The 21,830-nt window shown below is 67.2% G+C and carries 18 protein-coding genes; 11 read left to right on the top strand and 7 right to left on the bottom strand.

Annotation, left to right across the window (positions count from 1 at the left end; genetic code table 11):
• Positions 1–147: 147 nt before the first annotated feature.
• From mnmA to ABRP34_RS06265, 5 genes are all read left to right on the top strand, one after another.
• On the top strand, positions 148–1,269 hold the full coding sequence (gene mnmA / locus ABRP34_RS06285) for a tRNA 2-thiouridine(34) synthase MnmA (RefSeq protein ID WP_353713317.1): 1,122 nt from the start codon (positions 148–150) through the stop codon (positions 1,267–1,269).
• Positions 1,270–1,518: 249 nt separating this feature from the next.
• Positions 1,519–3,153, top strand: a complete 1,635-nt coding sequence (locus ABRP34_RS06280) for an ABC transporter substrate-binding protein (RefSeq protein WP_003805011.1) — start codon at positions 1,519–1,521, stop codon at positions 3,151–3,153.
• Between the two features lie 128 nt (positions 3,154–3,281).
• On the top strand, positions 3,282–4,373 hold the full coding sequence (locus tag ABRP34_RS06275) for an ABC transporter permease (protein WP_353712610.1): 1,092 nt from the start codon (positions 3,282–3,284) through the stop codon (positions 4,371–4,373).
• Between the two features lies 1 nt (position 4,374).
• Positions 4,375–5,397 carry an ABC transporter permease gene (locus ABRP34_RS06270; RefSeq protein WP_353712609.1) on the top strand — a complete coding sequence of 341 codons (1,023 nt, stop codon included), beginning with the start codon at positions 4,375–4,377 and terminating at the stop codon, positions 5,395–5,397.
• Positions 5,394–7,109 (top strand): ABC transporter ATP-binding protein, encoded by a 1,716-nt coding sequence (locus ABRP34_RS06265; protein ID WP_353712608.1) that lies wholly within the window; start codon positions 5,394–5,396, stop codon positions 7,107–7,109. Before ABRP34_RS06270 ends, ABRP34_RS06265 begins: the two co-directional genes overlap by 4 nt.
• A 78-nt stretch (positions 7,110–7,187) precedes the next feature.
• Here ABRP34_RS06265 and ABRP34_RS06260 read toward each other — a convergent pair whose 3' ends face one another.
• Complete coding sequence (locus ABRP34_RS06260) at positions 7,188–7,844, bottom strand: NAD(P)-binding domain-containing protein (RefSeq protein ID WP_353712607.1); 657 nt, start codon at positions 7,842–7,844, stop codon at positions 7,188–7,190.
• 95 nt (positions 7,845–7,939) lie between these two features.
• Between ABRP34_RS06260 and ABRP34_RS06255 the strand changes: the two genes are divergently transcribed.
• Together ABRP34_RS06255 and ABRP34_RS06250 are read left to right on the top strand one after the other, a co-directional pair.
• Complete coding sequence (locus ABRP34_RS06255) at positions 7,940–8,362, top strand: chorismate mutase (protein ID WP_003805002.1); 423 nt, start codon at positions 7,940–7,942, stop codon at positions 8,360–8,362.
• Positions 8,363–8,365: 3 nt separating this feature from the next.
• Positions 8,366–9,406 (top strand): hypothetical protein, encoded by a 1,041-nt coding sequence (locus ABRP34_RS06250; RefSeq protein ID WP_353712606.1) that lies wholly within the window; start codon positions 8,366–8,368, stop codon positions 9,404–9,406.
• A 16-nt stretch (positions 9,407–9,422) separates the two neighbouring features.
• Here the strand turns inward: ABRP34_RS06250 and ABRP34_RS06245 are convergent, their stop codons facing one another.
• Genes ABRP34_RS06245 through ABRP34_RS06220 form a run of 6 tightly spaced genes read right to left on the bottom strand, consistent with a single transcriptional unit; the run spans position 9,423 to position 15,857 of the window.
• On the bottom strand, positions 9,423–10,142 hold the full coding sequence (locus ABRP34_RS06245) for a DUF4166 domain-containing protein (protein ID WP_003804998.1): 720 nt from the start codon (positions 10,140–10,142) through the stop codon (positions 9,423–9,425).
• A 47-nt stretch (positions 10,143–10,189) separates the two neighbouring features.
• Positions 10,190–11,482, bottom strand: a complete 1,293-nt coding sequence (locus ABRP34_RS06240; protein ID WP_353712605.1) for a DUF58 domain-containing protein — start codon at positions 11,480–11,482, stop codon at positions 10,190–10,192.
• A gap of 4 nt (positions 11,483–11,486) precedes the next feature.
• Entirely contained in the window at positions 11,487–12,455 is a 969-nt protein-coding gene (locus ABRP34_RS06235; RefSeq protein ID WP_353713316.1) for a MoxR family ATPase, read from the bottom strand.
• Positions 12,456–12,511: 56 nt separating this feature from the next.
• Entirely contained in the window at positions 12,512–13,723 is a 1,212-nt protein-coding gene (locus ABRP34_RS06230; protein ID WP_353712604.1) for a DUF4350 domain-containing protein, read from the bottom strand.
• Positions 13,720–14,427, bottom strand: a complete 708-nt coding sequence (locus ABRP34_RS06225; protein ID WP_353712603.1) for a DUF4129 domain-containing protein — start codon at positions 14,425–14,427, stop codon at positions 13,720–13,722. Before ABRP34_RS06225 ends, ABRP34_RS06230 begins: the two co-directional genes overlap by 4 nt.
• Entirely contained in the window at positions 14,424–15,857 is a 1,434-nt protein-coding gene (locus tag ABRP34_RS06220; protein ID WP_353712602.1) for a hypothetical protein, read from the bottom strand. The genes ABRP34_RS06225 and ABRP34_RS06220 overlap by 4 nt, the downstream gene beginning before the upstream one ends.
• Before the next feature lie 341 nt (positions 15,858–16,198).
• On the opposite strand from ABRP34_RS06220, the gene mtrA reads away from it, so the two are divergent.
• From mtrA to ABRP34_RS06200, 4 genes are all read left to right on the top strand, one after another.
• Entirely contained in the window at positions 16,199–16,873 is a 675-nt protein-coding gene (gene mtrA, locus ABRP34_RS06215; RefSeq protein WP_003804986.1) for an MtrAB system response regulator MtrA, read from the top strand.
• Positions 16,874–17,030: 157 nt separating this feature from the next.
• Positions 17,031–18,938 carry an MtrAB system histidine kinase MtrB gene (mtrB, locus tag ABRP34_RS06210; RefSeq protein ID WP_353712601.1) on the top strand — a complete coding sequence of 636 codons (1,908 nt, stop codon included), beginning with the start codon at positions 17,031–17,033 and terminating at the stop codon, positions 18,936–18,938.
• A gap of 38 nt (positions 18,939–18,976) precedes the next feature.
• Positions 18,977–20,653, top strand: coding sequence for an LpqB family beta-propeller domain-containing protein (locus ABRP34_RS06205; RefSeq protein ID WP_353713315.1), 1,677 nt, complete (start codon positions 18,977–18,979; stop codon positions 20,651–20,653).
• Positions 20,654–20,759: 106 nt separating this feature from the next.
• The gene (locus ABRP34_RS06200) at positions 20,760–21,734 is read left to right on the top strand and encodes a phosphoribosyltransferase family protein (RefSeq protein ID WP_353712600.1); all 975 of its coding nucleotides are present in this window, start codon (positions 20,760–20,762) and stop codon (positions 21,732–21,734) included.
• The last annotated feature ends 96 nt before the right edge of the window (positions 21,735–21,830 follow it).

Raw genomic sequence — 21,830 nt, 5'->3', positions numbered from 1 at the left:
CAGCGGCCCGCGTTCTAAAAACGATACTCGTGACTTTAGAAGTGCGGACGGGAACCGTCAAGGAGATTTAGGCCCTGATTCCGGCGGCAAGTACAATAGTTTGGCAACCGGTGTCAACAGAAAGCCATAATGCGAGTTCTAGCAGCCATGAGCGGCGGAGTTGACTCCGCCGTCGCAGCCGCCCGCGCCGTCGAGGCCGGGCACGACGTCGTCGGCGTTCACCTCGCGCTGTCGAGGATGCCGGGCACCCTGCGCACCGGCAGCAGGGGCTGCTGCACCATTGAAGATTCGCGCGATGCCTGGCGGGCCTGCGACGTCCTGGGGATTCCGTACTACGTATGGGATTTCTCCGAGCGGTTCAAGGAGGATGTGGTCCAGGACTTCATCGACGAGTACGCCGCCGGCCGCACCCCCAACCCCTGCATGCGCTGCAACGAGCGCATCAAGTTTGCCGCCCTGCTCGAAAAGGCGATCGCCCTCGGGTTCGATGCTGTGTGCACGGGCCACTACGCCAAGGTCATCGAGGACGCCGACGGAAACCGCGAACTGCACCGCGCCGCGGACTGGGCCAAGGACCAGAGCTACGTCCTGGGCGTGCTCACCCACGAGCAGCTGAAGCATTCCATGTTCCCGCTGGCCGACACCCCCTCCAAGGCGGAAGTGCGCGCGGAAGCGGAGCGACGCGGACTGTCCGTGGCCAACAAGCCGGACAGCCATGACATCTGCTTCATCCCGGACGGTGACACCGCCGGCTGGCTCGCGGAAAAGATCGACATGACCACGGGCGACATCGTCGATGAGACCGGCGCCAAGGTGGGTGAACACGGCGGAGCGAACGCGTTCACCGTCGGACAGCGGCGGGGGCTGAAGCTTGGCCGGCCAGCGGCGGACGGCAAGCCGCGGTTCGTGCTGGAGATCCGGCCCAAGGAAAACAGGGTGGTGGTGGGGCCCGAGGCCCTGCTGGCCATCGACGAGATCCGCGGCATCAAGGTTTCCTGGGCCGGCCTGCCCATCCCTGAGGTCAGCTCCGGCGCCGACTTTGACTGCCATGCGCAGGTCCGCGCGCACGGTGACCCCGTACCTGCCATTGCGCGGATGGAGCGTATCGCCGACGACGCCGGGATCGAGCGGGACAGCCTCGTGGTGACCCTGACGGATCCCCTGCGCGGTGTTTCGCCCGGCCAGACCGTGGTGCTCTACCAGGGCAGCAGGGTCCTCGGCCAGGCCACCATCGACGCTGCACGGTCCCTGCAGCGGGCACAACTTTAACCCTGCTCCGGTTTCCGGAGTGAGAGCGGCCGGCGGATTTTTCCGCCGGCCGTTTTTTGTTGCCATTCGCCGGTTTCCGACCGTTCGGTCAGCAAAGCGCCGTCCCTTCTGGTAAATTTTGTGTCTCAACTCACACGATGCAATGTTTCACCGGGCAACCTTCTGGTTGAATCAGAGGCATCAGCGGGCTGCCCGCACACGAGTCAGATCGGGCACCCCGCGCGTACTCATCGAACAGAAAGTTCACAGATGGCAAAGAATCAGAGGGCCTTGCGGAGCGCTATCGCGCTGGCAGGCGTTTCCGCTTTCGCACTCACAGCCTGCACCGGCCCTTCCGGTGGCGGCGGCACATCCACCGGCGGCGCCGGCGGAGGCACCATCACCTACGGGACCACGGACAAGGTCGTCACCCTGGACCCGGCCGGCTCCTACGACGCCGGGTCGTTCATGGTGATGAACCAGGTCTACCCATTTCTCATGAACTCCAAACCGGGAAGTGCCGACTCCGTTCCGGACATTGCCGAATCGGCGTCGTTCACCACCCCCACTGAGTACACCGTCAAGCTCAAGCCGGGACTCAAGTTCGCCAACGGACACGCACTGACCTCCTCCGACGTCAAATTCTCGATCGACCGCGTAGTCAAGATCGCCGACCCCAACGGCCCGGCCGCACTGTTGTCGAACCTGAAGTCCGTGGAGGCCAAGGACGACTCCACCGTCGTGTTCACCCTCAAGGCAGGCAACGACCAGGTCTTCCCCGGCGTTCTGGCCGCCAACTCCGGACCCATCGTGGACGAAGAAGTCTTCCCGGCGGACAAGGTCCTGAGCGATGACGAGATCGTCAAGGGCAAGCCGTTTGCCGGGCCGTACACCATTGAGAGCTACAAGAAGAACGAACTCGTCAGCCTCAAGGCCAACCCGGACTACCAGGGGCTCCTGGGCAAGCCCGCCAACGACGGCGCGAACATCAAGTACTACGCCGACTCCAACAACCTGAAGCTGGACGTCCAGCAGGGCAACATCGACGTCGCCGGCCGCAGCCTGACCGCCACCGATGCCGCTGACCTTGAAAAGGACTCGAAGGTCAAGGTGCACAAGGGCCCCGGTGGCGAACTCCGCTACATCGTCTTCAACTTTGACACCATGCCGTTCGGTGCCAAGACGGCCGACGCCGATGCCAAGAAAGCGCTCGCCGTACGTCAGGCGATGGCCAACATCGTGGACCGCGACGCTATCGCCACCCAGGTCTACAAGGGCACCTACCTGCCCGCCTACTCCGTTGTTCCGGACGGTTTCAACGGCGCCATCCAGCCGCTCAAGGAAATGTACGGCGACGGCAACGGCAAGCCCAGCCTGGACAAGGCAAAGAAGGCCTTTGCCGACGCCGGCATCACCGGCACCGTCAACATCAAGCTGCAGTACAACCCCGACCACTACGGCAAGTCGTCAGGTGACGAGTACGCCATGATCAAGGAACAGCTGGAAAAGTCGGGCTTGTTCAAGGTGGACCTCCAGTCCACCGAATGGGTCACGTATTCCAAGGCCCGGACGGCCGATGCCTACCCCGTCTACCAGCTCGGCTGGTTCCCGGACTATTCCGACGCCGACAACTACCTCACGCCGTTCTTCGTTCCCGGCAACTTCCTGAAGAACCACTACGAGAACCCCGCTGTCACCGACCTCGTAACCAAGCAGCTCACCACTGTGGACAAGGGCGAACGCGACAAGGTGCTGGGCGAGGCCCAGACCGCCGTCGCCAAGGATCTCTCCACCCTGCCGCTGCTGCAGGGCGCGCAGCTCATGGTGGCGGGCGCAGAGATCAAGGGCGTGGAGCAGACCCTCGACGCCTCGTTCAAGACCCGCCTCGGAGTGATCTCGAAGTAGGACTCCACCCATCAGGTCCTCACCAGCCAAGGAGGCGGGACGCCGTCCGGGCGTCCCGCCTTCCTGCTGGCCACTGAACAGCCGATTCCAGGCCCGCAACGGACCCGGAAACACAGAATCAGGCAGTAATGACAACTCTCATCGAGGCGCCGCCAAGCGACGCCGACGGCCTTTTGCCGACAAAGAAAAAGAAGTCCGGCGGGGGACTGGGCCAATACCTTCTGATCAGGTTCCTCCTGATCTTTCCCACGATCTTCATCCTGGTCACCATGGTGTTCTTCCTGATGAGGATCACCGGCGATCCCATCACGGCCGCACTGGGCGGCCGGCTGCCCCCGGAGCAGCTGCAGGAACGGATCCATGCGGCCGGCTATGACCGCCCGCTTCCCGTGCAGTACTTCGAATACCTGGGCCAGCTCGTCACGGGCAACTTCGGAACCACCCTCTCCGACAACCGCAAAGTCACGGAGATGCTGACCACGTACGGCTCAGCCACCCTCGAACTGACCATCAATGCGCTGATCGTCGCACTGCTGGTGGGCATCCCGTTCGGGATGATCGCCGCGCACCGGCGCGACCACCTTCCCGACGCCGTGCTGCGTGTCTTCGCCATCCTCTGCTACGCCACTCCCGTGTTCTTCGCCGGCATGCTGCTGAAGCTGACCTTTGCGGTGTGGCTCGGCTGGCTCCCGGTTGCGGGACGGGCAAAAACCTCCAGCGAACTTGCCCTCACCGGCCTGCAGGCGCCAACAGGAATTTATTGGCTCGACGCGCTCAGAAGCGGCAACATGGCCGCACTCGGCGACGTTATGGCGCATGCCGTCCTGCCTGCCATGGCCCTGGGCCTGCTGACTGCAGGCATCTTCCTGCGGCTGGTGCGCACCAACGTCATCGGCACCCTGGGCCGGGACTACATCGAGGCCGGACGCTCACGGGGCGTCAGCGAATTCCGGCTGGTCACCAAGCACGCCTACAAGCCGGCACTGATCCCCATCATCACCGTGATGGGCCTGCAGATCGCCGTGATGCTGGGCGGTGCCGTGCTCACCGAGACCACCTTCGAGTGGAAGGGGCTGGGCTTCCAGCTGGCGAACTACCTGACGGCCCGCGACTTCGTGGCGGTCCAGGGCATCGTGGTGCTCCTCGCCGTCATCGTCGCCGTCACCAACTTCATCGTGGACATCGTGGCCGCGCTGATCGATCCCCGCGTGAGGTACTGACATGAGCACCACAACTCCACTGGAAGCCACGACAGACCGCAGGGCGCCGCTGTTCAAGCGGCTGCCCGTCATCTCCCATTTCAACAAGAGCGTCGGTCTCCAGCGCGGGATGCTCGTCGTCGGCCTCGTCCTGACAGGCGTCTTCCTCCTGACCGCCATCTTCGCGCCGCTCCTTGCCCCCTACGGATTCGCCCAACTCTCCGACGCGGACGGCAGCTTCCCCACGCAGCAGCCCCCCGGCGGAAAGCATCCGCTGGGCACCACCGTGGGCGGTTACGATGTCCTGTCCAGGGTCATCTGGGGCTCCCAGACCGCCATCCTCGTGATCGTGGTGGCCGTGGTCCTGTCCATCTTCGCCGGTGTCATCCTCGGTCTGGTGAGCGGCTACCTCGGCGGCTGGCTCGACCGCGTCCTCGTGGTGGTGGCAGATGCCATCTACGCGTTCCCGTCCCTGCTGGTGGCCATCGTCATGGCCATCGTCATCAGCGGTGGCGAGTCCAGCCTCTTCGGCGGTGTGCTCGCCGCGGCAATCTCCATCACCGTGGTGTTCATTCCGCAGTACTTCAGGGTCATCAGGGCGGAGACCATTAGGCTCAAGGCGGAACCCTTCGTCGAATCGGCGAAGGTGGTGGGCGCGTCAAGCATCCGCATCATGGGCAGGCACATCTACCGCAATGCCACCCGCACCCTTCCGCTGATTTTCACCCTGAATGCGTCCGAGGCGATCCTGACCCTCGCGGGCCTGGGCTTCCTGGGCTTCGGCATCGAACCCTCATCCGCCGCCGAATGGGGCTTCGACCTGAACAAGGCACTCGCGGACACCACGTCCGGCATCTGGTGGACCGGCGTGTTCCCGGGCCTTGCCATCGTCTGGACAGTCCTTGGCCTCACGCTGGTGGGGGAGAGCATCAACGACCTTAACGATCCCCGCCTCCGCGGCCGCAAGCGCGCCGGGAATAAGGGCGGACCCGACACCACCGCGGCGGCCCAGGCAGCCATTTCAGCAGATGTGAGAAGCTCATGACCATTAACCTCGGATCGGTTTCGGACCGGCACGCGGCCGGCACCGGACCCGTGCTGGACATTGACCACCTCAAGGTCACGTTCGCCACTGACGCCGGGGACGTGTACGCCGTCAAGGACGTGAGCCTTGAAGTGAAGGCGGGGGAGGTGCTGGCCATCGTCGGCGAGTCCGGCTCCGGCAAGACCGTGACGGCCAAGACCATCCTGGGCCTGCTGCCGGAAACTGCCATCAGCTCCGGCGCGGTGCTGATCAACGGCAACAACGTCATCAGCGTCAGCCCCGGTAAGCTCCGCCAGATCCGGGGGCGGGACGTGGCCATGGTCTTCCAGGAGCCGTCCACGGCGCTGAACCCCGTGTTCACCGTCGGCTGGCAGATCGCCGAAGGGATCCTCGCCCACGCAGGCCGGGACGGCGGCAAACGGGTCACGGCGAAGGAGGCAAAGGCCAGGGCCGTCGAAGCCCTGCGCAAAGTGGGCATCCCGGACCCGGAAACGCGCGTCAATTACTACCCCCATCAGTTCTCCGGCGGCCAGAAGCAGCGCGTGGTCATCGCCGCTGCGCTCGCCCTGAACCCGGGGCTGATCGTGGCTGACGAGCCCACCACCGCCCTGGACGTCACCGTGCAGGCGGAGATCCTCGAGCTCCTGCGGGACCTGAGGGACAAGTACGGGACGTCCATTGTGCTGATCACGCACAACATGGGCGTGGTGGCCGACCTCGCGGACCGCGTCGTGGTGATGTACCGGGGCGACGTCGTCGAGGAGGCCTCTGCGACGTCCCTCTTCGCCGAGCCGCGGCAGGACTACACCCGGAAGCTGCTGGCCGCCGTGCCGCACCTTGGCCGGCATTCGGCGTCGGAAGGGATGACGGAACGGGCACACCAGGACGGCAAGGTCCTCGTGGAGGCGAAGGGCCTCACCATCGAATATCCAGGACGGCTGGGCAGCCCCGCGTTCAAGGCCGTGGACGGCGTCAGCTTCACAGTGTCCGAGGGCGAGGTATTCGGTCTCGTCGGCGAATCGGGATCGGGCAAGACGACCATCGGCCGGGCCATCGCCGGCCTCAACCGGACCACCGGCGGAAGCCTGAACGTGCTGGGCTACGAGATGCTGAACTTCAAGGAACGGAGCTTCAAGCCGCTCCGGAAGGAGATCGGGTTCGTCTTCCAGGACCCGGCGGCGTCCTTCAACCCGCAGCTGACCATCGGCGACTGCGTCGCCGAACCGCTGGTCATCCACACCAACCCGTCACCGGCGCAGGCGCGCAAACGCGTCGGTGAGCTGCTGGAGTCAGTCCAGCTGCCGGCGTCGTACGCCGACCGTTTCCCGCATGAGCTCAGCGGCGGGCAGCGCCAGCGCGCATCCCTGGCGCGGGCGCTGATCCTGAACCCGAAGCTGCTCATCGCCGATGAGCCGACGTCGGCGCTGGACGTTTCGGTGCAGGCGAAGGTGCTGGAGCTCTTCCGGGAAATCCAGCAGGAGTTCGGGTTCGCGGCGCTGTTCATCAGCCACGACCTCGCGGTGGTGGACATGCTCTCGCACTGGGTCGGGGTGCTGTACAAAGGCAAGCTCGTTGAACAGGGGATCGGCCACCACGTCATGGGTGCTCCGCAGCACGACTACACGAAGCGCCTGATCGCGTCGCTGCCAGTCCCGGACCCCGCCGAACAGGCCAAACGCCGCGAGGACCACCGCGCACTGCTGGGCATCTAGATGCGTTTCTAGCCGGACATTGCACGGGCAGGCCCGTATCCCACTCTCCGCGAAGTAATGGGATACGGGCCTGCTGCCCTATTCAGAGACCACCTTGATGTTGAACACGCTGTTCCCCTGCTTCAGGAAAATCCGCAGCCAGAGCGGCAGCCACATTTCCAGCCCCCGTGCCGCCTCGAGCGGGCCCAGATCCCTGATGTGTTCGGGCCGCCAGCCGAATTCCCGCAGGAGTCCGGCCACCACTTCCTTGGCCTCAGCGTTGTCCCCGGCCATGAACACGTCGTGATCCCCGCCCGCCAGCTGTTCCGGTGCCACCATGACATCGGCGCGCATGGTGTTCAGTGCCTTCACCACGCGGGCTGTGGGAAACGTCCGCTGGATGGTTTCCGCCAGGCTGTCGGTGTTGGAGATGGAGAGCGACGGCGGGAAGCCGGCCGAAGCGTCCAGCGGATTGGCCACATCGATCAGAACCTTGCCCGCGAGGTTCTTCGTGCCGGCCGCGGCCAGCACTTCTAGGGAAACAGTTCCGGGCGTCGCATTGATGACCACCTCGGCCTCCGCCGCGGCGTCGAAGAAGGTCGCGGCCTTGGCCCGCGGCCCTGCTTCCGCTGCCCACCCCACGGCAGCCTCATTGGTGGCGCTCCGTGAGCCGAGAACGACGTCGTGCCCGGACTCCACGAGTTTTCCCGCCAGGGTCCTGCCCACCATTCCGGTACCAAGAACTGCGATCCTCATGTGCGTCCTCCCTCAACGGTATGTGCCAACACTACATTTTCTGCCGGCATCCTTAACACGGGCAGAGAGTCCTGCGGTGCCCATAGACTGGAACCATGACCGAGCTAAACCATGATCTGCCTGATACCGACTCCTACAATCCCGCCGCCAGTTCATTGGCCGGGCATGTGGATCCCGCGGTAATGGCGGAACTGCTGTCAATCCGGTCGAGCATCGACAACATCGACGCAACCCTCGTGTACCTCCTGGCAGAGCGGTTCAAAGCGACGCAGAAGGTGGGCTTCCTGAAGGCTGCCCACCGTCTTCCGGCCGGGGATCCCGGACGCGAGACCGCCCAGATTGCCCGGCTCCGCCGCCTTGCCGAGGACGCGCAGCTGGACCCGGCCTTTGCGGAGAAATTCCTGAACTTCATCATCGGCGAGGTCATCCGGCACCACGAGGCGATCGCCGAGGACCACAATGCCGCCGGGGGAACTTCCAACGGAACGGCCAGCCCAACAGCCCCGCTGACCGCCTAAGCCGTGCCGGACGCAGACATCCAGCTGCCGGCCCAGGTGACGGCCACCGCACTGGGACCGTGGCCGGGCCAGGATCCCGTGGAGGCCACCCGCATCATCCGCGGTGAGCTCGGCAGCCCGCACGTGCCGTTTCTTGCCGAGCTGCCCGACCGTGGCGTCGGTGCCGACGCCATAGGCCGCACCGCCTCACTGCTGGTGGACCTGGCCGTGGATGTCCAGCCGCACGGCTGGCGCATCGTTGACCGGCCCGGGCGCGACCTGGTGCGGGCAAGATCTGCACTGTCCACGGACATCAATGTGCTGGCCGACATTGCCGGCGAAGAGGACAGCGCCGCTGACGAATTCAAGGTCCAGCTGCGGGGCCCCCTGAGCCTGGCTGCCGGACTGCACCTCCACAACGGCGAGCGGGCGCTGATCGACTATGGCGCCCGCCGCGACATCGCCGCCTCCCTCGCGGCCGGGGTTGGGGCGCACCTGGCCAAGGTGTCCGCTGCCGTTCCCGGGGCCAGGCTCGTAGTGCAGCTCGATGAACCGGACATAGCTTCCGTCCTCGCCGGCACCATTCCCACCTCCAGCGGCTACCGGACGCTGCGTTCCGTGGCCGGGCAGGAAGTCACGGAGCTCTGGCGCGTGGTGATTGACGCCCTCCGCGGGGCCGGCGCCGCCGAGATCGCCATTGCGGTGCCGGAAATCGAGGCCCCGTTCGAACGGATCCTCTCTGCTGGCGCGGATGCCATCGCCGTTCCGCTGCGCGCCCTGACCACCCGGCAGTGGGAACAGCTCGCGGAGGCGCTCGAAGCCGGCACGCGGCTCTGGGCCGGAGCCCTGCAGGCTGACGGACCTGGCGGCGTGCCGAAAGCATCCGAGGTTGTGGACTCGGTCCGGCGCCCGTGGCGGCAGCTCGGCCTGCCGCTGGCGGCGCTCGGCACGGTGCGGGTCACGCCGTCGGGCGGCCTTGAAGGGCAGTCGCCCGCCGCCGCAACGGAGGTCCTCACCCGCCTCACCCAGGTCGCCGACGGCCTGAACCAGCTCGCACTCGGTTAGGCGCGCCGCTACTTCCTCAGCTTCGTCGCTCCCAGCGGTCTGGCCTGGCGTACGCCGGAAGGAAGCCCGCAGAAGAATTTCCGGACGGATAGGGTTCCAGCCGGTAGTCGAAGTGGCCGGCATAGACCAGGACGAGGCCGAGCTGCGGCTGGATCACCTTCACCTGGATCCTGTGACGCCCGGCTTCCCCCGCGGCCGGGTCCCACCACTGCTCGGCGTAGGCTTTGGCGTCAAGGACCGCTGGCAGCGGCAACCGGACCGGGCCGAGGAACAGCCGGGATACTTCGGAGACTCCCCGGAGCCGGCCCTCAGCCGTCACACCGAGGTTGAGGTCCGTGACCAGCCGGCGGTACCGGCCCACGTAGTCCACGAGGCGGGCCCGGGAGCCGGCGCCGGCCTCTTCCGCGCTGGTGGTGTCCTGGAAGATCCTGGTCCTGCCGGGGAAGAAGATCTCCCGCCGGGCAGTCAGGCTGGAGCGGCCGAACGGATCGAGATGAGCGTGGTTTTCGATCCGGAACGGAACGCCCTCGCCGTATTCCGGAAAGAACGCCTGCTCGCCTGCGGCCAGCCGCAGCACCGGCCGCAGCCATCGCTGCCTGCAGCCCACCACATCGAAGACGCCCTCGCCCACGCCGAAGGTGCCGGATCCCGGGGCAAGTGAAAAGTACTCCTGCAGTTCCGGCTGCAGCCGGAAGAAGTCCGCCCCCAGGGCCTGGCGGTAGATCGGGGCATTCATGGGGGCTCCTGACATCTGGTCTGGTGATTCGGTCTTCCGGCGGGAACTCACAGCCGACCCGCCGCCTTGAGCCGTATGTAGGCGTCGGCCAGGGCCGGCGGCAACTGGTGCGGTTCCGCGTCCACCACTTCGACGCCGAGCTGGCGGAGCTGGACACTCACGGCTTCCCGCTCCACGAGGGCGCGTTCCGCGGCCGCCGCGCGGAACACCTGCGCCGCCGTCGTCCTGTCCTGGAGCATTTCGCCAAGCAGGGGGTCGCGGACCGACGCCACTACCACCACGTGCTGCTGGGCCAGGCGCGCCGCCATCGGAATGAGCCCTTCCTCCGGGGCGCCGCTATCCAGCGAGGTCAGCAGGACCACGAGGGAACGGTGCACCGAAACCGCACGGACCTGGGCAGGCACCTGTGCCCAGTCCAGTTCGATGAGTTCTGCCTGCAGCGGCGCCACAGCCTGCACCAGCTGACCCAGCAGGTTCCCGCCCGCCGTCGTGCCTGCCCGGGCGCGCATCCTGCGGTCGAAGGCAAAGAAATTGACGCGGTCCCCGCCGCGTTCGGCCAAGACGCCCAGCAGCAGCGCGGCCTCGATGCCGGTGTCCAGCCGGGGTTCGTCGTTCACGCGTGCAGCGGCGGTCCGGGACGTGTCCAGCATGATCACCACGCGGCGGTCGCGCTCCGGCCGCCAGGTGCGCACGACGACGGCGGACCGTCTCGCCGTTGCGCGCCAGTCAATGGAACGGACATCATCGCCGCGGACATAGTCGCGCAGGGAGTCGAACTCCGTTCCGGCGCCGCGGATCTGCACAGCGGCCTTGCCGTCGAGCTCCCGCAGCCTGCGGAGCTTTGACGGCAGGTGCCGCCGGGAATTGAAGGGCGGCAGCACCCGCAGCGATCCGGGAGCGTGCACCGTTTTCTGGCGGGCGGCCAGCCGGAGCGGCCCGAAGGAGCGGACGGTGATGTGCGGCGCCCTGAGGTCACCCCGCCGGACGGGCCTGAGCCTGACACTCAAACGGCGCCTTTCACCGGCCGGGACCTCTGCCCCCTGGACCGGGTTTTCCGCCCCGGCGGATGGCTGCCAGGCGTCACGCATCACGGCTCTGAGCCTGCGCGTGCCGCTGTTATGAACCGTCAGCACAGTATCCGCCGTGCCTCCAAGCGTAACGTTGGCGGGCGCCGACCTTTCCACCGAGACCTGCTGCAGTGCCGCGGCCAGCAGCAGGTCCAGCAGGATCAGGGCGCCAAGGACCAGAAGCACCGCGAGCACGGTCAGCCAGCCGGGAAAGAGCAGCACCGGCGCCAGCCCGGCCGCCGCCAGGAGTACCAGCCGTCCGGAAATCGCCACGGGATCAGCGCGGGACCGGTACGGAGGCCAGGATGCTGCCCAGCACGTCGTCCACCTGTACGCCGTCCATCAGGGCTTCGGGCCGGAGCGCCACACGGTGCCGCAGGCACGGCTGGGCCAGCGCCTTGACGTCATCCGGGGTGACAAAGTTCCGGCCGGACAGCCAGGCCCAGGCCCGCGAGGTGTTCAGCAGCGCGGTGGCACCGCGCGGCGAGACGCCGAGCTGGAAGGACGGGGCGGCGCGCGTGGCCCGGACCACGTCCACGATGTAGCCCAGCACCTCGGGCGACACTTCGACGGCGGCCACTGCCCGCCGCGCCCGTTCAAGTTCGTCGGCGCCGGCCACCGGGCGGATGCCAGCCGCGGCGAGGTCGCGGGGATCGAAGCCGGCGGCATGCCTGCGGACCACCTCGATTTCAGCGGCCCGGTCAGGAAGCGGCATGGTCAGCTTGAGGAGGAAGCGGTCCAACTGGGCCTCGGGCAGTGGGTAGGTGCCCTCGTACTCCACGGGGTTTTGCGTGGCCGCCACGATGAACGGCACCGGCAGCCGGCGCGACACGCCATCCACGGACACCTGGCGTTCCTCCATGGCTTCCAGCAGTGAGGCCTGGGTCTTGGGCGGCGTCCTGTTGATTTCGTCCGCCAGGAGAATGTTGGTGAAGACCGGGCCTTCGCGGAAGCTGAATTCGGACTTGGCGGCGTCGTACACCAGGGACCCCGTGACGTCGCCGGGCATGAGGTCCGGGGTGAACTGCACGCGTTTGGTGTCCAGGCTCAGGGCCGCCGAGAAGGTACGGACCAGCAGCGTCTTGGCCACACCCGGCACGCCCTCCAGCAGCACGTGTCCGCGCGAGAGCAAGGCGATCAGCATGCCGGTGACCGTGGAATCCTGGCCCACAACTGCCTTGGCTACCTCATGGCGGACGTCCAGCAGCGCCTGCCGGACAGGGTCCGGCGCGTGCGGAGCGGCCATGGTGCCCACCGGCGCCTCGCCGTAAGTACCGTGCTCGTGGCCGTTTGGCTGCTGGCTCATCTGGCCTGTACCTCTTTCTCTAGGCGGACAAGGTCCTGGGCCCAGCGGACAAGCTGGGCCTCGGTTGCGGGACGGTGATGAAGGATCTGCTGTATTTCTGCGGGGTTGCGGTCCAGGTGCCGGGCCGCGGCGGCTGCAACCTCATGGCCGGCCGCGTCAGAAAACCCGGCTGCGGTGCCCATCCGAAGGGCGGAGGCAAGCCGGACGATGGTGCCGGCACGGAGTGTGTCCGCCGCGCGGGCAACGTCGTGGGCCTCGTGGTAAAGGCGGGCCCGGCCCTCGGCCGTTTCCGCGGACTTCACGACCACCGGCAGGGGTTCGAACACCAGCGGGCCGAGGCGGCGTCCGCGCCACAGCACGGCAAACACGGCCACCACAATGAGCCACGGCGCAACGAACACCGACCACGCCGGTGCAAGTTCGGCCAGGGTTTTCGGCGCGGTGTTGCCCCCGAGGTCCCCGGGGCCCGGCAGGTACCAGACGAGGTGTCCCTGGCTGCCCAGGGTCCGCAGGGTGAGCGCGGCGTTGCCGTTGGCGGCCAGGAACTGGTTGCTGATCACGGCCGTGCTCCCAATGACCACGAGCTTGCCGTTCTCTGCCGTGGCGTAAAGGCCCCGCCCACTGCTGCCGGAGGGGCCGTAGCACACGGTGCCGCCGGTGTAGAGGAAGCCTCCGTCCGGGCTGATGCCACCGGCGGCCTGGGCATCGGCAACGGCGCACCCGGGCTGGAGGGTCCGCTCCGAGCCGGGGACCACCCCGGCCTGCCGGATGGTGCCGCCCAGCCCGGTCAGTGTGGCCAGGCGCGGCGAGACCACCACCAGCCGTTCAGTCTCTGCGAGCAGCCGGCGGAGCCGTTCGGGCGCAAGGAACCCGCGTTGGTCGTAGACCAGGACCGTCGAGCCGGACCCGCTGCTGCCGGCCGCACGCGCCGCTGCCAGGGTTTCGTCGAACGACGCCGTCTGCGCAACAGTGACGCCTTGCGCGCCAAGGATCTGGGCTGCTGCCCTGGCCCCCTGCGGACCGGGGTTGTTGACGGAGAGTTCCTGGTTGTCGGCCCGTTGCGCCGGCTGGAGTACGAGGATCACCGCTAGGGCAGTGGCCATGGCAACGCCGAACAGCACTCCCGCCCGGTGCCTGCGGATCCAGCCGGTCCTCCTGCGCCAGGGCGCGACAGGAACACCGGGTTCGGTGCGGGGGAGCTGCGTCACTTAGGCACCGCCAGTCCGCCGGGCGCGGCCCCGGCGTAGGAAGGCGTGAGCCTTTCCAGGGTCGAGTCCAGCTCAACCATCGCGGCGTAGTCGGCTGCGAGGGCGCTCCCGCTGCCGTAGCGGACAGTGTCGAAGATGCGGGAAGCGGCGTCGAGTCTGTCGCTCGCCGCGGGAAACGCGCGCGTCAGCTGTCCGGCAGCCTCGTCGGCTGTCCGGCCAGGCCGGGGGTCCAGGACGGCCCGGTCCTCGGCGGAACTCACCAGCGCGCGGAACTGTTCGACGACGGCGGCCGCCCAGTCGCCGCGGGCGGCTGCGGCCTTGGCGCGCCCCCGGTAGTCGGCGGCTGTAGCGGCTGTCCCGGCGTCGAAGATCTCCTTGGGTGCGCGGCGGCGGGCATTCAGCCGGGGCCGTGCCAGGATGATGGCCACGCCCACCAGGATGGCGATGCCCAGGCCGATGAAGGGCGCCACCGGAGGTCCGTCGGCCGGGGACTGGCCATCGGCCACGGACTGCAGCCAGTCGAGGAATTGCTGCCAGAGGGTTTCCAGCCAGTTGGGTGCCGCCTCCCGGTACTCGCGTTTGGAGAGCTCCTCCGCCGCCCAGCGGCGCGCTTCGTCCCGGTCAGGCTGTACCGGCGGTTCCAGGGTTCGCCGTAGCAGCCCCGTGGCGCCTTGCAGGCCCGGGAGGAGGCCGACGGCGATCATCCCGGCATCGTTGGCGGCCCCGGGGGCGGCGGCCAGCCTGCTGAATTTCCGTATGGACCAGTCTGGTGGGGCCCCGGCTGGTAAGGGCCGTGGTGGTAGGGGCCCTGTTGGTAAGCCCCGGGCCGGGAAGGCCCGCGGTTCCGGACCGAGCTGTAGACGGGCACGCCGCGGCCCGGGATGCCGCCGTCGTCGTTCCCGGTTTCCAGCAGCCGGAGCAATGCGATATCCAGTCCGTCGTTGCGCATCCGCAGATCCAGGTAGAGCAAGGCCATGACCGAGGTCTGGAAGGCGAACGCCACCGCGCCGACGGCGGCAGACACAACCGCCGTGGCCACACCGGCCACCACCTGCAGGGTGGCCGTCTGGCTGGCCGGATCCTGGGGACCGGCGACGGTGGTGAGCAGCCCGGAGAGCAGCGTGACCGGGATAAGGACGATCTGGCCAATGATGCCCACGAGCAGCGACACCACGAGGACGATGCCGAGGACCCGCCACCAGCTTCCCCGGGTGACGGCCCAGGAACGCCGGATGCCGTCCAGCGCCCCCACGTTCTCGACGACGATGACCGCAGGTGAGACCGTCAGCTTGACGGACACCCAGAACATGGCTGCAATAAAGGCCAGAAACAGCGGAAGTACGATAACCAATGACCCGGTGCCCATCGAATTGGCCAGCAGCATGGTGGCCAGCGCGATGAGGGCCGCCGCCAGCAGCACGGCTGCCACCCCGATCCCGGCCAGGCGAACCAGCGCCCAGGCCCGGCCGCGTGCCAGCAGCCACATCTGCCGGAACCCGGTGTGCCGGTTGAGGATGGACCTGGCCACAGGGACCACCATGGCCCCCTGCATCACCACGGAGATAAACACGGCGACCAGGCTGAAAAGTACCAAGCCGCCCACCACGCCGGTGACGAGGCCGGTCATCTCGGAAGTGCTGAGGTTCGCCAGCCAGGCCTCCGCGGAAGCGTCGGAGGCCGGGGTGACCAACGGGAGAACGCCGGCGAGCACGGCGCCCAGCGCCTGGGCCAGCAGGCCCGCCCCGAGCATGGCTGTGGGATTCCGCCGGATCGTCTGGAAGGCGCCGTCCATGATTTCGCCGAACATCAGCGGCCGCAGCGGCACCACACCGGGTTTCGGCGGGGCCGCGTACATGGGATAGGGAACGGCGGGGTTCGGCCTTGGAGGACCGGCGGGATTCGTGCCTGGGCCCCACTGGTGCGGCGGCCCGTACGGCTGCTGGGCGCCGGCCGGGAAGGGGCCGGGTGGGGAGGCGCCGGGCCGGTAGGGGCCGGGCTGCTGGCTGCCCCACTGCGGGGGCGCGCCCCAAGGCTGCTGCTGGGGCAGCTGCCCGTATGGTGGGAGCTGGCCGGTGCTCTGGGCGGTGTTCTGGCCCGCGTTCTGGCCAGTGTTTTCGGCCGGCTGCGGTGGCATGCGGTCCGGGGGCAGCTGCCCGTATGGTGGGAGCTGGCCGGATGAGGAGGATTCCGGCGGGCGGTGTTCACTCGGGCGGTGTTCAGGCGGCCGGTGCCCGGGTGGTTCATGGCCGGACGGCGCGTGCTGCGGATCCTGCTCTGACAACCTGTTCCTCCCCAAGGTGCGCACCGGCCAACGGCCGGGCACCTCCAGACTATAGTTCCGCCGTCGGGCATCCTAGCTTCGGGGCGGTTAGGACCGAAGTGGACGCCAGACTGCCATGTCCGGTGCGCCGGCACGCGCCCCGCCGAAAACCCCATCAATAAGACAAAGCAAGAGCAATAAGGGAATATATAACTATGAAGGCACGCATTCTGGTGGTTGATGATGACGAGGCGCTCGCAGAAATGATCGGCATCGTCCTGCGCAACGACGGCTTTGAGCCCGTCTTCTGCGCGGACGGCGGACAGGCTCTGGACGTCTTTCGCTCGTCAAAGCCGGATCTCGTGCTCCTCGACCTGATGCTGCCGGGAACGGACGGCATCGAGGTATGCCGGCAGATCCGCTCCGAGTCGGACGTTCCGATCGTCATGCTGACGGCCAAGTCGGACACCTCCGATGTGGTCAGGGGACTGGAATCAGGTGCCGACGATTACGTGCCCAAGCCCTTCAAGCCGGCAGAGCTCGTTGCCCGGGTGCGGGCGCGCCTGCGGCCCGGCGACCAGAAGGCGCCCGAGACGCTGCGCATCGCGGACATCACGATCGACGTCGCCGGCCACCTCGTGAGCCGTGGGGATGAGCGGATTTCGCTGACCCCCCTCGAGTTCGATCTCCTGGTTGCCTTGGCGCGCAAGCCCTGGCAGGTTTTCACCCGTGAGCTGCTATTGGAGCAGGTCTGGGGTTACCGCCACGCGGCTGACACCCGGCTGGTCAATGTCCATGTCCAGCGGCTGAGGTCCAAGATTGAACGTGATCCGGAAGCCCCGGAAGTTGTAATGACGGTTCGTGGTGTCGGCTATAAAGCAGGATCCTGAATCCCACGGCCAGAATCCCCCTGAGGCGCCCGTGGGATCCGGTTCCGAAACCCCGGGAAGCGCTCCCTCGGGGGAGCATGCCCGGGACGGTTCACGCAAACCCGGTCCCCGTCCGGCCCCGGAGCACACCGACGCTTTTGGCGCCGGGCTCGCACGGTTGCCTTCGCAAGCACGGATCTGGCGGCGCCGCGCCCTCATTGTCGTGCTGCGGGTCGCCCGCCTGGTGCGCACCGGCGTCGACCGCATCTTTCCCGGCATCCGGTATCTGCTGCGTTCCCTGCAGCGGCGGTGGCGCCGCTCGCTGCAGTTCCGCACCGTCCTGACCACCCTGCTGCTGTCCATCAGCTCGTTTGCGATCGTTGGCGCCTACCTGTCCAACCAGATTGCCAACAACCTGTTCCAGGAGCGGCTGACTCAGGCGGAGTCCGAGACGCGCTACAACGTCAAACAGGTGCAGGACACGTTCGACGGCGCCCAGGTCACCGACCAGTCCAGCGTGATCACCCTTGTCTACGACACCCTCAACGCCGTGGAGGGCAGGGGCTCGGTGATCCAGCGCCGGTACGTGTTTGAGGCGATGCCGGAGCAGACCAAACCGCGCAACCGGTGGGTGGAGTCGCGCGCCTCCGACCAGTTGACCATCAGCGTCATCCCGCCGGACCTCCGGAAGGCAGTCCAGGATTCCGGCAAGGAACAGTTCTGGGCTTCCACGGAATTCCCGGTGGGGACCGAAGACAGGCCAGGCATCGCCGTCGGGAACAAGGTGACCTTCAACGGCACCGTTTACGAGCTCTACCTGATCTACGACCTCAACACCGCCCAGCAGACCCTGAACGAAATCCAGAATGTCCTCTGGGCCGGCGGCGCTGCGCTGATCCTCATGATCGGCGCCATCGCCTGGTACGTCACGCGCAACGTGGTGAGCCCCGTCAGCCACGCCGCCGTGGTGTCGGAAAAGCTGGCAGCAGGGCAGTTGCAGGAACGCATGGTGGTCAAAGGCGAGGACGAGATGGCACGCCTCGGCGCCTCGTTCAACCACATGGCGGCGAGCCTGCAGGAGCAGATCACCCAGCTGGCCACGCTGTCACAGATGCAGCAGCGGTTCGTTTCCGACGTGTCCCACGAGCTCCGCACACCGCTGACCACTGTCCGGATGGCCGCAGAGGTGCTCTACGACGCCCGCGACGACTTCGACCCCATAAACAAGAGGTCGGCTGAGCTGCTCTACAACCAGGTGGAGCGGTTCCAGTCGCTGCTGGCGGACCTGCTGGAGATTTCCAGGTTCGACGCCGGCGTCGCCATGCTCGATGCCGAGGCGACTGACATCGTGCAGCTCATCTCCCATGTGATGGAGGGCGCGGCCCCCGTCGCCGAAGAGTACGGTTCGGAGATGCTGCTGAATGCGCCGGAAGGCAGCGTCGTGGTGGAAATGGACTCGCGCCGCATCGACCGGATTCTGCGGAACCTGATTCTGAACGCCCTCGAACACGGCGAAGGCCGGCCCGTGAACATTTCCGTCGCCTCCAACGCGGACGCCGTCGCCGTCACCGTCAGGGACCACGGAATCGGCATGAGTCCTGCCGAGGCGGCGCGGGTGTTCGACCGGTTCTGGCGCGCCGATCCCGCCCGCGCCCGCACCACGGGCGGCAGCGGGCTGGGCCTGTCCATTGCCACCGAGGACACCAAACTGCACAACGGCTGGCTGCAGGCCTGGGGAAACACCGGCGTCGGATCCAGCTTCCGGCTCACGCTTCCGCTGAAACAGGGCGGAACCATCACGAAGTCGCCGCTGCCCCTTGAGCCTGCAGACGTGGCACTGGGCAGCCCCGGCGGCCACAGCGTCCTCGTCCTGGGGCCGGGCGCCGCCGCCGTGCCGAAGGACTCCGCGGCAGGGGACCCAGATGCCGTTGACTCAGTTGACTCAGCAGGGGTTGACTCGGCAGGGGTTGACTCAGCACCGGCAGGTGGCCCTGACTCCGGCGCTGCGCCGGCAACGGACGCCGAGCCTGCTGCGGCTGCCCGGGCGGGCACACCGGAGGCAGCACGCACGGGGAAGCAATCGTGAGGCGGGTGCGCCCGGCGGCCCGCGGACTGGCCGCGGGGATGCTGGCCGTCGTTCTGCTGTTCCTGGCATCCTGCGCCCAGATTCCGCGGTCCGGCCCCGTTGGAAGGAGCACGGACGAAAGCGCCGGAAATCCCAACGCTCCGGTGTTCTTTCCCGTCGCCCCGCGCACCGGGTCCAGTCCGGAAGCGGTCATTGAGGACTTCTACCTGGCAGGCAGCGGGTACGAGGACGACTATGCCGTGGCGCGGCAGTACCTGACGCAGGCGTCCTCGGTTGCCTGGAAACCGGACCAGCGGACGCTGGTGTTCCGCTCCGAGCGGGTGGTGAAGACCGGCGTCGAGGGCGTCTACAACTACGAACTGGACGTCGCGTACTCAGTGGATTCCGACGGCGTGGCCACCCAGATGCCGGCGGGAACCAAGGAAAACATCCCCGTGACGCTCGTCCAGGTTGACGGCGAATGGCGCATCTCCAAGATCCCCGACGGCACCGCCATTCCCGAGGAGACCTTCAAGGTCATCTACGGTGCTTACCCCATCTATTTCTACGACCCCAGCTTCACGTATGCCGTTCCGGATGTCCGCTGGTTCATTAAAAAGAAGACCGTGAAGTCCATGACGAGTGCCCTGCTCGGCGGACCCGCCCCGTATCTGAAGGGCGCCGTCGTCAGTGCGTTCCCGTCCGGCATGAAACTTGCCAGGGAGTCGGTGCCCGTCGTTTCTGGCGCAGCCCAGGTGGACCTGTCGGCCAAGGAGCTGACCGACGCGTCCACCGAGGACCGGCTCAGGATGCAGACGCAGCTGGCCCTCACATTCCGCAGCCAGCCGGACGTCATCAACGTGGAGCTGCGGGCCAACCAGGACCTCGTCCGGGTAGAGGACAACGGCTCCGTGCTGCCGCCGGTCCAGAACAGAAATGTTCCCGCGCGCCAGATAGCCGTCAGCAACAACGAGCTGGTGCGCTACGAGAACAACAGGGTGTCGCCGTTGCCCGACATGCAGCCGGTGGCGGCGTTGAAACCGCGCTCGCCGGCCGAGTCACCCGTCTCGCAGACAGTAGCGTTCCTGAACGGCAGCCGCAGCACCCTCTATTCGATGGTGCCCGGCCAGCCCGCGCGTGCCCTGACCACCCGCAGCACGCTGACGCACCCGTCGTTCAGCCTGCACGACTGGCTGTGGACTGCGGGGCCGGGGGCCCAGGGTGTCACGGAGCTGACCGCCTTCCGGCCTACCGGAATAGCCCAGGGTGCGGCGGTGCCCACTGTAACGCTGACGCCGTCCTGGCTGGCGGGCCGCACGGTTAAGGACTTCCGGGTTTCCCGGGAAGGTGTCCGGGCACTGGTCATCTCCGAACAGAACGGCACTACGCGGGTGCAGGTAACGGGCATCATCCGGGGTGCTGACGGCACTCCCAAGGAACTGACGGCGCCCATCACGCTGCAGGCGAGCGGCAACCCGGACCAGGGAGTATGGGTGAATGACACCACAGCGGTGGTCATGAAGGGTAGCGACACGGCGAACGTGACTCCCGAACTGCTGTCCCTTACCTCGTCCCAGCCGCAGAAGCTTGCACCGTGGCCGGGGCTGGTTGCCCTCAGCGCCGGCAACGGTCCGGAGGAGATCTATGCCCAGTCCAGGGACGGCATCTTCCAGAGGCTGGGCAACGGATGGTCGGCGCAGCTGAGGGGACCCACGGACCCGTCCTTCCCGGGCTGACCGTTCGGCGTCCTTCCTGCGTACGGCTCCGTCCCGCGTACGGCATTATCCACATGGAGACCGCCGGGCCTTTTGCCGGCCGGCTCCCGCGCCGCACCCTTGGACCATGGGGAGACACAGGACAGGCGACGGACAGAGGGCTTCGGCGGATCCCGATGTCCTGGCCCAGCCGCTGTGGCACGCCCGCCACCGCGGGGAGCACCGGCAGCGCCTCCTGCAGGCCTGGGACCTGCTGGCGGGGGCCGGGGCCGAGATCATGGCCGTGACGCTGCCCGTGGAATGCGTCTGCTGCGGCAGGGAGGATCTGGCGCTGTGTGCCGGCTGCGAGCGGAGGCTGCGGATGCTGACCCGCCATCCCTTCCGGGCGGAAACCGGGGCACCGGCGCTCATGGACACCGACGGCTCCGTAATCCTGCCTGTGGTCGCAGCGGGCATCTACCGCGAGGAGCTCTCACAATCCATCCTGGCCTTCAAGCGCCACGGCCAGGCGCAGCTGCGGCGCGTGCTGTCGACGATACTCGCAGGGACGCTTGCGGCAGCATATGCGGGAACGGATGGCGTGGTCCTCGTTCCGGTTCCAACCAGCGGCAGCGCGTACCGGAAGCGCGGGTTCAGCCCCGTTCACCTGATGCTGGCCGGTGTCCGGCGGAGCTTCAACGACAGCAAGGTGGAATGCACCGATGCGCTGCGCAAAGTCAGCAACCTTGGAGCCGGAGGTGGCCTGCCCGGAGGGCAGAAGGGAGGTGGTCTGCCCGGAGGGCAGAAGGGAGGTGGCCTGCCCGGAGGGCAGAAGGGACTTGGCAGGGGAGACAGGTCCCGAAGGGTCCGCGGTTCCATGCGCACCGCGCGCGGTGCACGCGGTCACTCGCTGCGGGGAAGGCAGTGCATCATCGTCGACGACGTCCTGACCACCGGTGCTACCCTGGCGGAAGCCGCCCGGGCGGTCCACGAAGCCGGCGGAATTGTGTGCGGCGCCGTGGTCCTTGCCGCCACCCGAGCCCCTGATGCGGCGGCCGCCCCGGGCGCAGCCGAGGCATCCTGGGGATTGCCTGGGGCGTACCTGAGACATAGAAAAAAATAAACTGCGAAAGGATGAATAACTTGTTGCTATGAACTAACGTCGGATATGGGTACCAAGATCAGTTGTACCTTTCGATAGCGGCTCGGAAAGGGGCTC

It is taken from the genome of Arthrobacter sp. K5, assembly GCF_040448525.1.
GTDB lineage: Bacteria > Actinomycetota > Actinomycetes > Actinomycetales > Micrococcaceae > Arthrobacter > Arthrobacter globiformis.
This window is presented reverse-complemented; position numbering and strand designations above follow the sequence as displayed.